This window comes from Candidatus Protochlamydia naegleriophila (assembly GCF_001499655.1).
GTDB lineage: Bacteria > Chlamydiota > Chlamydiia > Chlamydiales > Parachlamydiaceae > Protochlamydia > Protochlamydia naegleriophila.
In genome coordinates, this window is sequence record NZ_LN879502.1 from 2,404,383 (window position 1) to 2,419,801 (window position 15,419).

10 protein-coding genes are annotated in these 15,419 nt (G+C 44.7%); 5 read left to right on the plus strand and 5 right to left on the minus strand.

Translation table 11 applies throughout. From position 1 onward, the window contains the following. Window positions 1–50: 50 nt before the first annotated feature. On the minus strand, window positions 51–2,036 hold the full coding sequence (gene tkt / locus PNK_RS10230) for a transketolase (RefSeq protein ID WP_158021826.1): 1,986 nt from the start codon (window positions 2,034–2,036) through the stop codon (window positions 51–53). Window positions 2,037–2,435: 399 nt separating this feature from the next. On the opposite strand from tkt, the gene PNK_RS10235 reads away from it, so the two are divergent. Both PNK_RS10235 and PNK_RS10240 read left to right on the plus strand, forming a co-directional pair. Further along, window positions 2,436–3,476, plus strand: a complete 1,041-nt coding sequence (locus tag PNK_RS10235) for a hypothetical protein (RefSeq protein WP_059061888.1) — start codon at window positions 2,436–2,438, stop codon at window positions 3,474–3,476. Between the two features lie 568 nt (window positions 3,477–4,044). Then, the gene (locus PNK_RS10240; protein WP_059061889.1) at window positions 4,045–5,130 is read left to right on the plus strand and encodes a dihydroorotase; all 1,086 of its coding nucleotides are present in this window, start codon (window positions 4,045–4,047) and stop codon (window positions 5,128–5,130) included. Between the two features lie 68 nt (window positions 5,131–5,198). Here PNK_RS10240 and PNK_RS13510 read toward each other — a convergent pair whose 3' ends face one another. After that, on the minus strand, window positions 5,199–5,342 hold the full coding sequence (locus tag PNK_RS13510; RefSeq protein WP_158021789.1) for a hypothetical protein: 144 nt from the start codon (window positions 5,340–5,342) through the stop codon (window positions 5,199–5,201). A 5-nt stretch (window positions 5,343–5,347) separates the two neighbouring features. Next, the gene (locus PNK_RS10245; protein ID WP_059061890.1) at window positions 5,348–6,397 is read right to left on the minus strand and encodes a hypothetical protein; all 1,050 of its coding nucleotides are present in this window, start codon (window positions 6,395–6,397) and stop codon (window positions 5,348–5,350) included. Between the two features lie 226 nt (window positions 6,398–6,623). On the opposite strand from PNK_RS10245, the gene alaS reads away from it, so the two are divergent. Next, window positions 6,624–9,260: an alanine--tRNA ligase gene (gene alaS / locus PNK_RS10250; protein WP_059061891.1), complete on the plus strand. Its 2,637-nt coding sequence runs from the start codon at window positions 6,624–6,626 to the stop codon at window positions 9,258–9,260. Window positions 9,261–9,345: 85 nt separating this feature from the next. Here the strand turns inward: alaS and PNK_RS10255 are convergent, their stop codons facing one another. Continuing rightward, window positions 9,346–10,080 carry an SIMPL domain-containing protein gene (locus PNK_RS10255; protein ID WP_059061892.1) on the minus strand — a complete coding sequence of 245 codons (735 nt, stop codon included), beginning with the start codon at window positions 10,078–10,080 and terminating at the stop codon, window positions 9,346–9,348. 224 nt (window positions 10,081–10,304) lie between these two features. Here PNK_RS10255 and PNK_RS10260 point away from each other — a divergent pair, with 224 nt between their 5' ends. Further along, window positions 10,305–10,703 (plus strand): hypothetical protein, encoded by a 399-nt coding sequence (locus PNK_RS10260; RefSeq protein ID WP_059061893.1) that lies wholly within the window; start codon window positions 10,305–10,307, stop codon window positions 10,701–10,703. Between the two features lie 267 nt (window positions 10,704–10,970). Next, window positions 10,971–14,264: a transcription-repair coupling factor gene (mfd, locus tag PNK_RS10265; protein ID WP_059061894.1), complete on the plus strand. Its 3,294-nt coding sequence runs from the start codon at window positions 10,971–10,973 to the stop codon at window positions 14,262–14,264. A 138-nt stretch (window positions 14,265–14,402) separates the two neighbouring features. Here the strand turns inward: mfd and PNK_RS10270 are convergent, their stop codons facing one another. Next, on the minus strand, window positions 14,403–15,416 hold the full coding sequence (locus PNK_RS10270; protein WP_059061895.1) for an NADP-dependent oxidoreductase: 1,014 nt from the start codon (window positions 15,414–15,416) through the stop codon (window positions 14,403–14,405). Between the last annotated feature and the right edge of the window lie 3 nt (window positions 15,417–15,419).

The window sequence follows — 15,419 nt, forward strand, 5'->3', positions numbered from 1 at the left end:
ATGCTTCATCCTCGGCAAGGAATGCTTGCCAAGGATGAGCCTCAATTGCGTTATAAGATACGTTCGAGAATATCTTCGACAGTAAAGCCATATTCCTTTGCTAAAACGCCAGCTGGGGCCGAAGCACCGAAGCGTTCCATGCAGATGGCGACACCATCGCGGCCAATATACTTATGCCATCCTAAATCAACCCCTGCTTCGATGCTGACGCGGCGACCAATGTCTCCACCAAATAAGCTATCTTTGTATTCGATCGACTGCTTTTCGAATAAATCCCAGCAAGGCATTGAAATCACACGCACATGCTTGCCCAGTCTCTCTAAAGTATCGGCAACATTCATGGCCAAGCTAAGCTCAGATCCTGTAGCAATCAAAGTAAAATCGGGTTTCCCCTTCTCCTGCTTCACAATATAGGCTCCCCGCCCAACGCCATCTGCATATGACACATCGGTTTCAGCCAGATCTGGCAAGTTCTGGCGAGATAAAATGAGAGCCGTTGGACCCTTATATTGAAGAGCCGCAATCCAAGCCATTTTCACCTCATGTGTGTCAGCTGGACGGATCACCTGGAGCTGCGGAATTGCTCTTAAAGCCGCATAATGCTCCACTGGTTGGTGAGTCGGGCCATCTTCGCCAAGGAAAATGGAGTCATGTGTAAATTGGTAAATCACATGTGCATTCTGCAAGGCTGCTAAGCGGATGGCATTGCGCATATAATCCGAGAAGGTCAAGAACGTTCCAATATATGGAATAATCATTCCTGTTTGATAGAGCCCAGTTGCCATGGTAGCCATTCCAAATTCACGAACACCATATTTAATGTTGCGTCCTTGAAACTGACCTGGCGCTACAAGAGGAAACTTCTTCATCATCGTCATGTCAGATGTCGATAGATCTGCAGAACCTCCATAGAGCTGAGGGAGCATATCAGCCAGAAGATTGATTGCTTCTTGGGATGCCTTGCGGCCTGCAATGGGAGCCTTAATGGCAAGCTGCTTCAACTTACTTTCAAGATCATCGGGGAGCTTGTTATGCAGCATGGTTTCCAGCTCTTTCAATTTCTCCGGATTGTCACGTGCCCACGCCTCAAATGTCTGCTTCCATTTATCTTCTTCTTGAGCATCTTGCGGAAGCTTATTTTGGAAGTAATTAATAACGGCCTGAGGAATGTAAAATTCATCTTGAGGAATGCCAAGAGCTTCTTTGGCGGCTTTGATCTCTTCCGGCCCTAAAGGCGAGCCATGAACCTTATAAGTACCTGCCTTATTGGGAGCCCCTTTTCCAATGATTGTGTGAGCAATAACCAAGCAAGGACGCTCTTGATGCTGTCTGATTTGCGTGAAAACAGCGTCGATGGCATCCAAATCATTTCCATCAATTTCATACACATCCCAACCATAGGCACGGTAGCGAGCTTTTGTATCTTCCGAACAGCTCTCAGCCAAGGGACCATCCAAAGTAATGTGGTTGGCGTCATAGATAGCGACCAAATTGTCGAGTTTGAGATGCCCGGCCAATGAAGAAACCTCTGCGGACACGCCTTCCATCACGCAGCCATCGCCCATCAATACAAAGACCTTGTTATTGAAAATCTTCTGTTTTTCAGTGTTGAATTTAGCCGCCAGCAACTTGAATCCAAGAGCTTGTCCTACTGCATTGCCAACCCCTTGCCCTAAAGGACCTGTAGTCGTTTCAACGCCATCTGTCATGAAAGATTCCGGATGGCCGGGAGTTGGCGAATGAAGCTGGCGAAAGTGCTTGATATCATCCAAAGAGATTTTATAGCCGGCCAAATGGAGGCATGAATAGAGCCACATAGATCCATGGCCTGCCGATAAAATAAACCGATCGCGGTTTAACCATTTCGAATCTTTGGGATTTTGTTTGAGATAGTATCCATACAGATAAGCACCAAGCTCAGCACATCCCATAGGCAATCCTGGATGGCCAGAATCAGCTTTTTGAACCGCATCCATAGAAAGACCGCGGATAGTATTGGCTATTTTAGCCATGATTTGCTTGAGCTCAGGATCCATCGTTTTATTCTTCTTGAGGGAAGTCTCTGTGGGTTTGAACTCTGACGTTTGACTGCTCATAATTTTCACCATGGCTTAAATGATTGATAGATTTTGACACAAAAAATACCTTAAAAATAGGCTTTTGAGCAAACTTGAAAACCAATTTTCGCGATATTTTATTTCTATTCACGACCACTGTAGCCCTAATCCTTAAAAAGTGGCAAGAAAAACTCCTTGCCGCACAGCCTCCTAATTGAAGCTCATCGCTGACCTACTCATTTGCAACTCAGATTCCAATGTGCAAAAGGCGTGTCAGCTTTAAATTTCTTAGAAATACAAATGACAAATAATAATTTTAATTGTATTTCCAAGTTAACCTAATAATTATTATTACTTTTTAATCCGAGATTCTCTCTCATGGACAATGTCTTTCAAGCCATCAAAGAGACAACCTACGAAGAGGCTCACCACCACTATCCCATCCCGTATTTTTTAGAGGAAATTGTCGATTTATTCGGGAAAGTCCATCTGTATTATCGTGCAATCAAAAACCATCGCCTGTTTAAACAGGCAGAAGCCGAAGGGAGGGGGCATCCCGCCGTCTATGGGGCCGCCCTGCATTTAGCTAGTGATTACACACGACTTGGGTCGTATGCCATTAAAGTTGCGTTGGTAGCCAAGTGTGCAGAAGACCTCCTTCACCAGTATCAACAGCTTCATAGCAGCTACCGGCAGTTAAACGACTTCCTTTTTCAACGCTTTCCAATCTACCACCCCATCCAGGTAAGGCCAGATTCTCAAAAAACCCCCTATTTATCTCCTTCTTTTCGGCTCTTTATTGACATTGAAGTCATGGGATTTTTGCAAAGGCTCTTAAAAGTATTTTCTTGTGCTTTGCAAGTTTTAAAAGAGGCCTTTCAAATGAGCATGTGTTTAAGAGACACCTATTTGCTTGCAAATGGGGATCCTCAAGCAAAATTTGACGCTTGTACCGAACTGATTGGAGACTGGGAACGGTATCTCAATCAATTAGGAGATAATCAAGCTTGGCTTAGAGAAGAAATCGCCAAAAGGCGCAAACTAGCCGACCGTATCCTGACAAAATTGGAGGCACGCTATCCAACAACAGTCATCTTGTCTCGATTGCAAGATGCTGCCCAACAAACGGCTCAAGTAGCCATCGACAACTGGGCACCTATCCAACAAGCCATTTTCAGAACAGTCGACACAATTCTTCCCAATGGAAAAATAGCCGAACCCCGCATCAATTTTGGACAGGGACTGCAATTTATTCCGGCACTTCCTCCGGCGCGCTATCCTCCATGGGCAGGCCAAGCCATCCACCTCCCCTCTACTCCTTCTGCAGATATGCCAGAAGGACCTATTCTAAGAATCATGGGGCAGTTTACAAACTTCATGAAGCGAGCCGAAGAATGGCTTGACGCTCACACGCAGTGATTCACATATGTAACCTTAAGGTCTCCAGCACTGTGAATCCAATAATCTATTTGTATGATTAAATAGCAACTAGTCGCTCTCCGATCTCTCATTGTTTTTATCTCTTATCCCCACAGTTTCTTGCGTCACTTTAGACTCTAAGATCAGTCGGTCTAACACGCGTTCAGTTTACCTTAGACGTTAACAAAAGCGGACTTAGATAGATAGATAGTTAGATAGATAGATAGATAGATAGATAGATTGTAAGAAGCCTTTTAGGCCGACTGATTTTAAAGCCCATAGTGAGCGCCTAGCAAACTGTGGGTAACGGAATAAAAATAATAAGAATTCAGAGAGCGCCTGATTACCAGTTACTTAAGAAAATTAACCTATCCCCATTCTTGGCAAAGCGACTTTGCAGTACCTTAGGCGATGAGAAGCTTTACTTCATTTATCTTTGCATCTTAAATTCACAAGATCAGCAGAATAAGAGTGAAATGCTCTCGTTTAACATAAAGTTTTATTTAATTATAAAAATCACTACTATCCATTAAGTCAGAACAGAGCTAAGAGAGAGGGCGAACAGAGTATGATTACGATCAAAAACATCAAGACGCTAGATGAACAACTCACCACGATTACACTGCCTTCATCCCGAGATGAAATCATCGAAGCCAATGGCCAGCTTCTCCTCCTGCCTGGCCTAGTCGATCCCCACATCAGCTTGGGTGATCCTCAACAAGAGGCATGGAAATCAGCCACTCAAGCTGCCCTTAGAGGAGGAATCACGACTGCCATCGATATTCCGTTGCAAAATATCCCCTATGCCACAAATGAAAGCCTCCAAAAGAAAAGAAAAGTTGTCGATGAAGAGCTAGCGGCACTTTCAGCTCCCCTCCATTGCCTGTTTTATGCAACGGGCAGTCCTACAGAGACCGAGCAATTAGGCCTGGCTAAAAAATTATTGCAGGGTGTGGCATTGCTTTTGGGAAGCGCTCAGCTCAAAAAGAAGGATGCAGCCTGGGACCGCTTATTTCAAATGGCTGCTTGGGAAGACTTACCGATTATTATTAACGCAAAAAACGAAAATAGCGCTTCCACCGACACTAGCAAAGAAGAAGAGAGCCTGCTTGAAAAAGCGATTTATTATGCAGAAAGACAAAATACCCGTCTGTACGTTTTAAATGTTTCAAACAAGCATGAACTGGAACTGATTCGCGAAGGAAAAAAAAGATCGTTGTTAATCTATTCAGAAACCACACCTCACCATCTCTTTTCAAACCAAGAAGAAGATAGCACAGCATTATGGGAAGCGTTAAATGCGAATGTCATCGAATCCATCGGAAGCGGTTTTAGTGTCGCCGATCAGAATCCAGCCTCCAAAATTATTTTTCAAAATGAAACCTATGATTTTGCTAATCCCATCTTTTTGCTGCCGCAACTCCTAACAGCTGCTCATGCAGGCAAAATTGCCATCGAAAAACTCGTACAAGCTCTTTGCTATAATGTGAACGAAATTTTCAATCTGCCAAATGGCCGCAACGATGCAGTCTTGGTCAATCTGGAGCAAGAGCGCACCATTCAAAAAATGCAGAATGGCCGTTCGCTAGAGATTACCTTAAAGGGATGGCCGGCCTATACAATAATAGAAGGGCAAATTTTCCATCACCCTTAAGCAAAAAGCTAGATTAATGCCCTCAGTTGCAGGGCATTTTTTTACATCCAGGGTTCACAAGCACAGGTTTAGGTAGGGGACGGAATGAGGCCTAAAAAATGACCTGGATACAGGGCCATATAAATTGTCGTATCAAATGTCTTGGTTTCATTGCTTGGATAATTCATATCTCCGACAACGATATCTTCTAGAGTTTCTGGAAAATCAGTCATAGGAATTATTTCGGTGACACATAAGTTGACCTTATAATATTGACATAACAGTAAGCCATCAATTCTTTCTTTCCCCCAAATAGGCGTCGGTTATTCTTTAAGGCGGTTTCAGCATCTTCATGAATGAAATTGAGATAGGATTCATAGGTATCAAGCTCGCCAAAGCTGCTTTCTAAGGTTTTTCTCACCCAATTATCACTATTTTCAGCATGAAGTTTTTTAAGCTCTTCGCTAACAATGCGACGAATGTCTTGCACAGTTACCACTTTGCCAAGTTGATGACCAATGCCCGCTGCAAAGGCTGCATAGAAACAGTCTCCGGTGTCTGTGTCTAGTATCTCTCCGCTCTCGTCTGGCACCTCAAAAATTTCTCGATTCTTTTCAGCTAAAAAAAGGCCAAGTTTTTCACGGCAAAGAATGGTACGCTTTGACATAAGTTTTTGTGCTTGAGTAGAGATTTTCACTTGGGGATCCCTCGCAATATCGTCTTCTCCGTCTATATCCTTCAAATCTGCTTCATCTACTATTAAGCTTTCTTCATCATATGAATAGTCATAGTCGTCAAGGTCGTCAAGCTCTTCGTCATCTAGAGTATTATCATACTCATCTCCATCTGAATAGACATAAGACTCTTCAGTTAAGTCATCGTCGTCTATCTCTATTGGATTATCAAGTGCCTCTGCTGGATTATCAAGGGGTTTAAGAATAGGATTTTCAGAATTTGATTCTTTTTTTTCTGACGTGTGCGATGAAGAAGTGACTGAGGATGGCTCAACTTCCGGATCAGAAGAATGAGAAACCTCCGGAGAAAGAATCTTCTGGGTAACTTCATGAACCGCTTGCGTTTCAGGCGAATGATCTTTTTGAATCTCCTTAAAGCGGCCAACCAATGCACGAAAAGCAGCGGCCGTTCCAATGCCTGCAGAAACAATTGTTGCTATCGCTGTCAAAGCAATCGTAATAATCTTTTGTTTACCATTTAATTCTTTAAATGCTTGACAAGCATGATAGCTATTGGAAAAGGGATTAATGTAATCAATTATTTGCCCTATCATAAACACTTCCACTTATTTAAGTATAATAAAACAAAAGTATAAACTTTATAGATTAAGAAAGCATAAACTTATTTACATTTTTTGATAAGACCACTGCAAAATCGTCTTTTTACTGTAGAGAATCGAGATTCGAATCAAGAGCTATTTCGCCATGAATCTTATTGAATTTTAGCTTGCAACAGATTAAATTAGGTTATTGCTTTAACGTTTTTTTAAATGGACGATTATGTTAACACAAACCATTCGCCGTCAGTTTTTAGATTATTTTAAAAAAAATCATCATGCAATTATTTCTTCATCTTCCGTCGTCCCGCACGACGATCCTACCCTTTTATTCAACAATGCGGGCATGAATCAATTTAAAGATGTTTTCCTCGGCAAGAGTCATCGCGATTACAATCGAGCAACGACTAGTCAAAAGTGCATCCGTGTGGGTGGAAAACATAACGACTTGGAAAACGTTGGCCATACGAGCCGCCACCTGACCTTTTTCGAAATGTTGGGGAACTTTTCCTTTGGCGACTACTTTAAGGCGCAAGCCATCCAATTTGCCTGGGAAGTTTCCACACAGGTGTTTGGATTCGAAGCCGATCGCATCTGGCCAACTGTATTTAGAGACGATGACGAAGCCTTTGAGTTGTGGACACAATATGTTCCAGCAGAGCGCATTACCCGTTTTGGTGAGAAAGAAAACTTCTGGGCCATGGGCGATACAGGCCCGTGTGGTCCATGCTCAGAGCTATTATATGACAGGGGCTCTCAGTTCGGATCAGCCACCAAACCGATTGAAGATGCATCAGGCGAGCGCTTTTTAGAGTTTTGGAACCTTGTATTCATGCAATACAACAGGCAGCCGTCAGGCATTCAAGAACCTCTTCCCAAGCCATCGATAGATACAGGCGCCGGATTAGAACGAGTCGTCAATCTTAGAATGGGTGTGAACAGCGTTTTTGAAACCGATATCTTGCGCAGCATCATCGCTCAAGTGGAACAGATTTCGGGTATTGCTTATCACCCCCAAGAGGCCAATGCAGCAGCGTTTCGCGTCATTGCCGATCACTTACGCTGCCTCTCTTTTGCTATCGCCGATGGCGTCCAGCCTAGCAACGTCGATCGTGGCTATGTATTAAGAAAAGTCTTAAGACGTGCCGTCCGTTACGGACGTTTGCTAAAAATGGAAAAGCCTTTCTTAGCAGAGGTTCTTCCCCAGCTCGTATCGACCATGGGAAGCGACTATCCAGAGCTTGTTAAAGGACAAGAACGCATAGCAGAGATTTTAACGCTCGAAGAAGAGGCCTTTATCCGTACTCTGAAAAGAGGGGGTAACATCCTCAGCCAGATCATCGAGAAATCCCAGCAATCTGATCACATCATCTCGGGTGATGATGCCTTTAAGCTCAAAGACACTTATGGTCTGCCTATCGAGGAAATTCTCCTAATCGCAAAAGACTCCGAGCTGACAATCGATGAGCCGCGCTACCTTCAGTTAGAAGAAGAAGCCAAGCAGCGCTCTCGCAATGTGCATAAGGTCATCCATCAAATGGCTGGCGAAAACGTCTACGCAGATTTCGTCAAGCAGTATGGAGAGACCAAGTTTTCTGGCTATATCCATGACTCTGCCGAAGGATCCATTATCGGCCTCGTCGTCGATGGCGAATTCGTTCAAGAGATGCAAGAGGGGCAAGAAGGGCTTGTTTTCTTAACAGATACACCTTTTTACGCAGAAATGGGTGGACAAGTTGGCGATACAGGGCGTTTAGAAGGTCCGCAGCAAACGTTCATCGTTCAAGACTGCGTAGCCCCCTACAAGGGATTGGTTGCACACAAAGGCAAGCTCGAAAAGGGAACGTTGGTGGTCGGAGAGACTGTCACAGCATCGATTGATCGCAACCGCCGTCAAAAGATTGCCAATAATCACACGGCAACCCACCTGCTTCATTGGGCTTTGCATCGCGTGCTTGGCGAACACGTCAAACAGGCCGGTTCAGTCGTCGATCCTCTGCGCCTCCGCTTTGACTTCAGCCATCATAAAGCCCTTTCTTTAGAAGAGATTCGACAAATCGAAGACCTGGTCAACGAAAAAATTCGTGAAAATCTACCTGTCAAAGTGTATGATATCCGCTATGACGAAGCCCAAAAGCGAGATGACATTAAACAATTTTTCGGTGAAAAGTACGGCTCTAGCGTTCGCGTCATCGATATTGACTTTTCGAAAGAGCTTTGCGGCGGAACCCATACATCGGCTGTCGGCACTATCGGACTCTTCCGCATCGCCAAAGAAAGCAGCATCGCTGCTGGTGTTCGCCGTATTGAAGCCGTGACTGGGGCTGAAGCAGCTCTTTTGCAGCGCCAAGACGAAGACTCTCTGCTCAAACTCGCCCAAATCTTAAAAGCGCCAATCCATCAGATTCAAGAGCGCCTGGAAAAGTTGTTAGAAGAAAATAAGCAATTCACCAATGAATTGAAAGAAGCCAAAAAAGGGCAGCTCAACATTTTAGCTGAGAACCTGGCTTCCCAAGCCGAGAAGAAAGGAGAGCTCTCCTTCCTAGTCGCAGAAGCGCCTCTTTCCATCGAAGAGCTGCGCCTCTGCATAGATCTAGTGGCCGAGAAGTTGCCATCCAGCGTCATTGTCTTAGGAACTGCTCTGCCAGACAAGTGCCAAATCATGGTTAAAGTGAGCGACGACTGGGTCAAGCAAGGCCTGTCGGCGCACGATATCATCAAGACCGTGATGCCTCTCGTTGAGGGTAGCGGCGGCGGCAAGCAGCAAGCTGCACAAGGAGGAGGAAAAAATCCTCTGAAATTGCCAGAAGCCCTGCAAAGAGCCAAAGACTTTTTAACTGAAAAAGTCTCCAACCACTAGTTTTACAGGCAGGCTTAACCTTTTAAGCCTGCCTTACGGACCCACCAACTTAGCAATCAATTCTAATATTTATAGATTTCTGCACTTATTTTTTCCCATCAATCTCAAAGACGACATTGACGCTAGCCTTCAATTCGACCTGCCCCGCTTCAATGGGTGCATCGTAAGAACCAGCCGCATACTCGGCCTTGGCCATCATCATCCGGGGCACCGGATAATGCTGATTGGAATCGAGGGCTAGATCTAACACGCGAACTAAGCGCACCTGCGCCGCCTGTGCGAGCGAATTGGCATCGGCAAAAGCATGCCTGGCAGCCAGCTGAATCACTTCATCGCGAAATTGTTGGGGATCGGCCAGATCAAAATTGATCTGATTGAGACGGTTGGCACCCGATTGCACGGCAACACCAATGATTTTCTCAATCAAATCGAGCTTCTGCGTTTTAATTTTGATGGTGTTAGTCACTTCATAATGAGTAATGGTCGGCCCTTCTTTCGAATCTTCTTTGGGACTTGGATAGTGATAAATGGGCTGAATGTTAAACTGCCCGGTTTGATATTCCTTAGAGGTAAGGCCGCTCCCATCTAACTGGTCGATAACCTTGCGCATTTTCTCATTATTGGCTTGCACCGCCTTTTTAGAGTCGGGATCTTGCGTGACAACCGAAACGTTCAACTCGACTTGATCGGCTGGCTTATAGATCGTCGCCTCTCCCCTGACAGTCAATTTGGAAGTGTCGTCAATATCCTTGGCATGACCGCTTGTAGCGATTAAACAAGTCGCTATACTCAAACAAATCAATAGGTGTTGTTGCTTCATGGGTGACTCCTCTTTAAACGTCATGACCAACATACCGTTTTAAAAGAGTGAGATCAAGTTCATTATTCCCCATGCTTTTGGCCGTAAAGCACTCGCTCTTTCCCTTCCCCTTATTAGGATTAGTAGAATTACATAAAACAAACACTTTATTTAATAAAAATTAAACAAAATTAAATTAAATTAAAAATAATAAAGTTAATTTATTAATTAAATGAGAGTTTACTATGACAGTTACAAGCTTGCATACGGGAGATCGTCTATATATCGGTGTAAATCAAACCGAAGAGATGATGAAACAGACTATTTTCGCAGATGGAAAAGAAAGAAAAGGTCTTGGCATGAAAGAATATGGTCGGCTGACTGGCTGGTTTCTTTCTATTATAGGCATTAGTTTTAAGACAACTGATAGTGAAGGAAAAGACGTTTACATCAATAAAAAAAGTTTTTGCCATCTGGTCGTCAGGCTGCACCATAATCTCATGAAGCCCGAATTAATTCAAAAAGAGTACGAGGAAGGAAAGATCACAAAAGAACACGAGCGGACTTATAAACTCTTCAATGAAGTTTTTAAGCCGGGTCAAAATATCATTGATTTATCTCATACGATACTTCATACAATCTAAAGAGAAAAGCGGAAGAAAAAATTGATTACGGCAGCCTCTTTGTCAGTTTAGTCATTTTTCCTAAAAGCTCTCTTCTCGCCTCCTCTTGCGTGAATGCTTGTCTAAGAAAGCAAAAAGCTTTAGTCTTGCGTATGGTTTTACAAGAGCCTGTCCTTTAACGTTTAAGTACTATTGCCTCTCTCACATACTTTCTTATCTGAACTGTGGGGTTATAGCCTTGTAAACACCAGTTGATCATTTTTAAGATAGCCCAACACAGTTTGACACATGGTTCTTCAAAGCATTTTAAAAAACGAGCGCCTCTTGGCACTCGAACAAGCCCTTCAACATTCCAACGACATTATCTTGGTCGAAGAATTATGGAACGCACCTAAATCTTTAGTTGCAGCTGTTGCCCAGCAAACCACGGGCAAGCATATTTTAATTCTGACTGGAGCGAGCCAGGAAGAGAGCCGTCTTTTTCACGATTTTGCTTTCTTTACCAATCGTCCAGTCGTCGACTTTCCCTCATGGGAAACGCTCCCCTCTGAAAACATTCCGCCAAGTCCTGACATCGTGGGGGAGCGCTATAAGCTATTGAAAGAGATTCAAACGTCTTCCGAGCCCCACATCATTTTGACAAGCTTGCAAGCATGCTTGCAAAGGCTCATTTCGCCTGCTTCTTTTCAAGACTTATACCTAACGCTCAAGCCCGGTCAAAGCCCAACTTTTGAAGGATTGATTCACAAACTTTTGCAGATGGGATATCAACGCAAGTTTATCGCCTCGGACAAGGGGGAATTTGCCGTGCGCGGGGGGATCATCGATATCTTCCCTGTCTCCTCGCCCGATCCTTACCGCCTGGAATTTTGGGGGGATGATCTGGAATCGATGCGCATTTACGATCCGGTAGGGCAAAAGTCGGTCAAAACGGTCGAAAAGATCGATATTGCACCCGCTGTAGAGTTAGAGCTTCTCAATCAATCGGCCGAGCAAGCCTCCATTTTGGACTATCTTGGGCCTCAAACGATAGTGGTTTTCGACGATCTTCTGGCTTTAGAAGACCGCTATGCTTCTTTAATTAGTTTAGGGGCTCATAATAAGTTTTTCAGTTCTATTGAAGACTTTCTAAATCAGCTAGCCTCTTTTCAAAAGCTTTTCTGGTCTCAAAAGCCGATCGAAGAGCTCAGTGAAGTGCGGCAAATCGATGCCAAAAGCCAAGGTTATTATTCGCAAAAAACACCTTTTCATCAGCTTAGCTTCCACATGTTTAACCGCGAATGGAACGTTAAGCGTTGGCGCCATCCCTTTAACACAATTGGAGACTATCTCTTCTCACAAGAAGAAGGGGAGCCAAGCAGTGATGAAATTCTTTTTCGCCTTTCTTCCCTGCCCCATGATACCTGTCAGCTCCTCTTTTTATGCGCAAGCGAACTGGAAGAATCCAACTTGCATGAGCGTCTCAAAGCAGCCTCTATTCATTTGCCCAAGCACACCTCTTACCAAATCGGCTATTTATCGAGCGGCTTTGTTGTTCAAGATCAAGACATCGTGGTCCTGCCGCTGGCTGAGCTGACTCACCGTTATAAAATCCGCAGGCAAAAACTTCGCAGCACCTACCACACCTCGCCTTCTGAAACGTATGATCTCACTCCAGGTGAAATGGTTGTCCACCTCAATAATGGGATTGGCCGCTATTTGGGGATGGAAAAAAGGCCCAATCATTTAGGCATTCCAAGCGAATTTTTTACGATCGAATATGCCGAAAATGCCAAGCTTTATGTCCCTTTCAACCAGGCTCACTTCATCACCAAATACATTGGAGCCAATGAAGAAATACCCAAGCTCCACACTCTTGGAAGCACTCGCTGGAAAAAGACTAAAGAAAACACTGAAAGAGCCATTTTGGGCTACGCCTCTGAGCTTCTCAAAAACTATGCAGAGAGAGCTATCAAAGAAGGCTTTACTTATCCAGAAGACACAGCCGACTTCCAAACTTTTGAGGATGAATTCCCTTTTGTAGAAACAGAAGATCAATTGGCAGCCATAGAAAGCATTAAGCAAGATATGATGTCAAATAAGGCCATGGATCGGCTCATCTGCGGCGATGTAGGCTATGGCAAGACAGAAGTTGCCATGCGCGCCGCTTTTAAAGCGGTAACGGATGGAGGCAAACAAGTTGCTGTCTTAGTCCCCACAACCGTTTTGGCCATGCAGCACTTCGACAACTTTATCGATCGGATGGCAAATTTTCCGCTCAATATTGGCGTTCTATCCCGATTTAGGTCCCCAAAGCAAATCAGGGAAACGCTAGAAGGGGTTGCCAACGGCTCTATCGACATTGTCATTGGTACCCACCGCATCATCAGCGAGGACGTCAAATTTAAAGATTTAGGCCTTGTCATCATCGACGAAGAGCAGCGCTTTGGAGTCAAAGCCAAGGAACATCTCAAAAAAGTCAAGGTTGGCGTCGACTGCCTGACACTATCTGCTACGCCTATTCCGCGTACGCTTTACATGTCGCTGATTGGTGCAAGAGACATGTCGGTCATCAATACACCGCCTCAGGACCGCCTTCCAATCAAGACGATCATCACCGAACCGACCGATCAGACCATTCAAAATGCGCTCTTGCGGGAGCTTTCCCGTGACGGCCAAGCGTTCGTCATCCATAATAGGGTCGAATCGATTCATACCGTGAGCGCACGCATTAAAGGACTTCTTCCGCAAGCAAAGATTTTAGTCGCTCATGGGCAGATGCATGCTGATGAAATTGATGCCACTTTTCATGCCTTTAAAAGCGGACAGGCCGATATTTTAATCGCCACCACCATTGTGGAAAATGGAGTCGACATTCCCAATGCCAACACCATTTTAATCGATAGGGCCGACCACTTCGGGCTGGCAGCACTCTATCAATTAAGAGGGCGTGTCGGCAGATGGAATCGAAGAGCCTATGCCTACTTTCTCGTCCCCAATTTAAGGGTCTTGCCAGAGCTTAGCCGCAAACGTCTGCAAGCCTTGGCAGAAGCAAGCGGCTATGGTGGAGGAATGAAAGTTGCCATGCGCGATTTGGAGATTAGAGGCGCTGGAGATATTTTAGGATTGGAACAGTCGGGGCATGTGTCATCTATTGGTTTCCACCTCTATTGCAAAATGCTCAAGCGAACCATTCAAGCCTTGCAAGGCAAGATTCCAAGCATCATCAGCGATATTAAAATTGAATTTGCCGTCGACGCACGCCTGCCAGAAGAGTATGTCAATGAGGTAAGCCTCCGAATGGAAATCTACCAACGCCTTGGCGAAGCTTTTTCATTCGAAGAGGTCGATGCCATTTGGGCCGAAGTACAGGATCGCTTTGGCGCGGCTCCTGAACCTGCCCTTTGGCTCTATCATCTCACACGAATCAGAGTCTTTGCCTCACGCCAAGGATTTACTCTGCTCAAACAGGAAAAGCTCTCTTTGACGATTGAAAAGCATAAAGGCAAAGATACTTTGGTGCGCAAAATCCTCATGCCCAAATTTAAATCACCACAAGAGCTAGAGAAAAAAGTATTGGCGGAACTCGAAAAAACGAATTAGTTGTTCGCAAGAAAATGAACGAGGCCAATATCATCTCCTATGCAAGCTGTGGGACTATGCAATCGGACTGATCATGCATATCTATTTTGCGAAGCTTCACGCGATTGCAGATTTGCACGCGATCGCGAGTTGAACAATTCAGTCAACTTTCACAAGCTGCTTGCCTAGATTTTCTCCTTTAAACAGCCCCATGAAAGCCTTGGGAAGATTCTCCAATCCATCTATGACCGTTTCTTCGTAGCGCAACTCCCCCTCATTTAACCAATTTCCAAGCTTGATAAGGCCTTCTGTAAAGCGCGCTGCAAAGTCCGAAACAATAAAGCCTTGCATCAAGGCGCTGTGAGTAATCAGCGTCAATAAATTCCGAGGACCGAGCTCCGGTTTGTCAGCATTATACGTAGAGATTTGCCCACAAAGCACTATGCGTGCATGTTTATTGATGTGATTGAGCACATGATCGGTCGTAGCTCCTCCTACATTGTCAAAATAAACATCAATCCCATTAGGACAGCTCGCTCTGAGAGCAGATCCCATGTCTTCGGCTTTGTAATCGATGACGGCATCAAGATGCAGTACGTCTTTCAGATAGCGGACCTTTTGGCCGCCTCCCGCAATGCCCACAACCCGGCATCTTTTTATTTTAGCCAATTGAGCTGCAACCGACCCAACCGCCCCCGCAGCGCCAGAAATAACAACTGTCTCCCCTTCTTTGGGCTTACCAATGTCAAACAAGCCGAAATACGCCGTTAGACCCGGCATGCCAAGAATCCCTAAAGCCGTACTAATGGGCGCCTGCTGAGGATCAATCTTGCGAAGCCCATCTTCAGGCAAGGTGACGTAGTCAGCCCAGGGAAAAAAGCCCGTGACAATATCTCCTTCTTTTAGAAGATGGCTCCTCGACTTTTCCACCCGCCCAACGCCACCTCCCTTCAAGGGTTGATTGAGTTGAAATGGAGTGATGTAAGAAGCTCCTTCCCTCATGCGGCCACGCATATATGGATCGACCGATAGATACAGCGTCTTGATCAACACCTCACCCTCAAGAGGCTCTCTAATTGGCTCTTCTTTCAAACTAAAATTGGCTTCGCTTGGCATTCCAACGGGACGAGAAGCCAGAATAACCTCTCTTGTCTTTGAAACATTCGCAATCATAAC

Excerpts from the sequence above, each read along its gene's own strand:
- PNK_RS10235 (WP_059061888.1), top strand. The coding sequence starts at position 2,436 with ATGGACAATGTCTTTCAAGCCATCAAAGAGACAACCTACGAAGAGGCT.
- PNK_RS13510 (WP_158021789.1), bottom strand. The coding sequence starts at position 5,342 with ATGACTGATTTTCCAGAAACTCTAGAAGATATCGTTGTCGGAGATATG.
- PNK_RS10270 (WP_059061895.1), bottom strand. The coding sequence starts at position 15,416 with ATGATTGCGAATGTTTCAAAGACAAGAGAGGTTATTCTGGCTTCTCGT.
- alaS (WP_059061891.1), top strand. The coding sequence starts at position 6,624 with ATGTTAACACAAACCATTCGCCGTCAGTTTTTAGATTATTTTAAAAAA.
- PNK_RS10245 (WP_059061890.1), bottom strand. The coding sequence starts at position 6,397 with ATGATAGGGCAAATAATTGATTACATTAATCCCTTTTCCAATAGCTAT.
- mfd (WP_059061894.1), top strand. The coding sequence starts at position 10,971 with ATGGTTCTTCAAAGCATTTTAAAAAACGAGCGCCTCTTGGCACTCGAA.
- PNK_RS10240 (WP_059061889.1), top strand. The coding sequence starts at position 4,045 with ATGATTACGATCAAAAACATCAAGACGCTAGATGAACAACTCACCACG.
- PNK_RS10260 (WP_059061893.1), top strand. The coding sequence starts at position 10,305 with ATGACAGTTACAAGCTTGCATACGGGAGATCGTCTATATATCGGTGTA.
- PNK_RS10255 (WP_059061892.1), bottom strand. The coding sequence starts at position 10,080 with ATGAAGCAACAACACCTATTGATTTGTTTGAGTATAGCGACTTGTTTA.
- tkt (WP_158021826.1), bottom strand. The coding sequence starts at position 2,036 with ATGGATCCTGAGCTCAAGCAAATCATGGCTAAAATAGCCAATACTATC.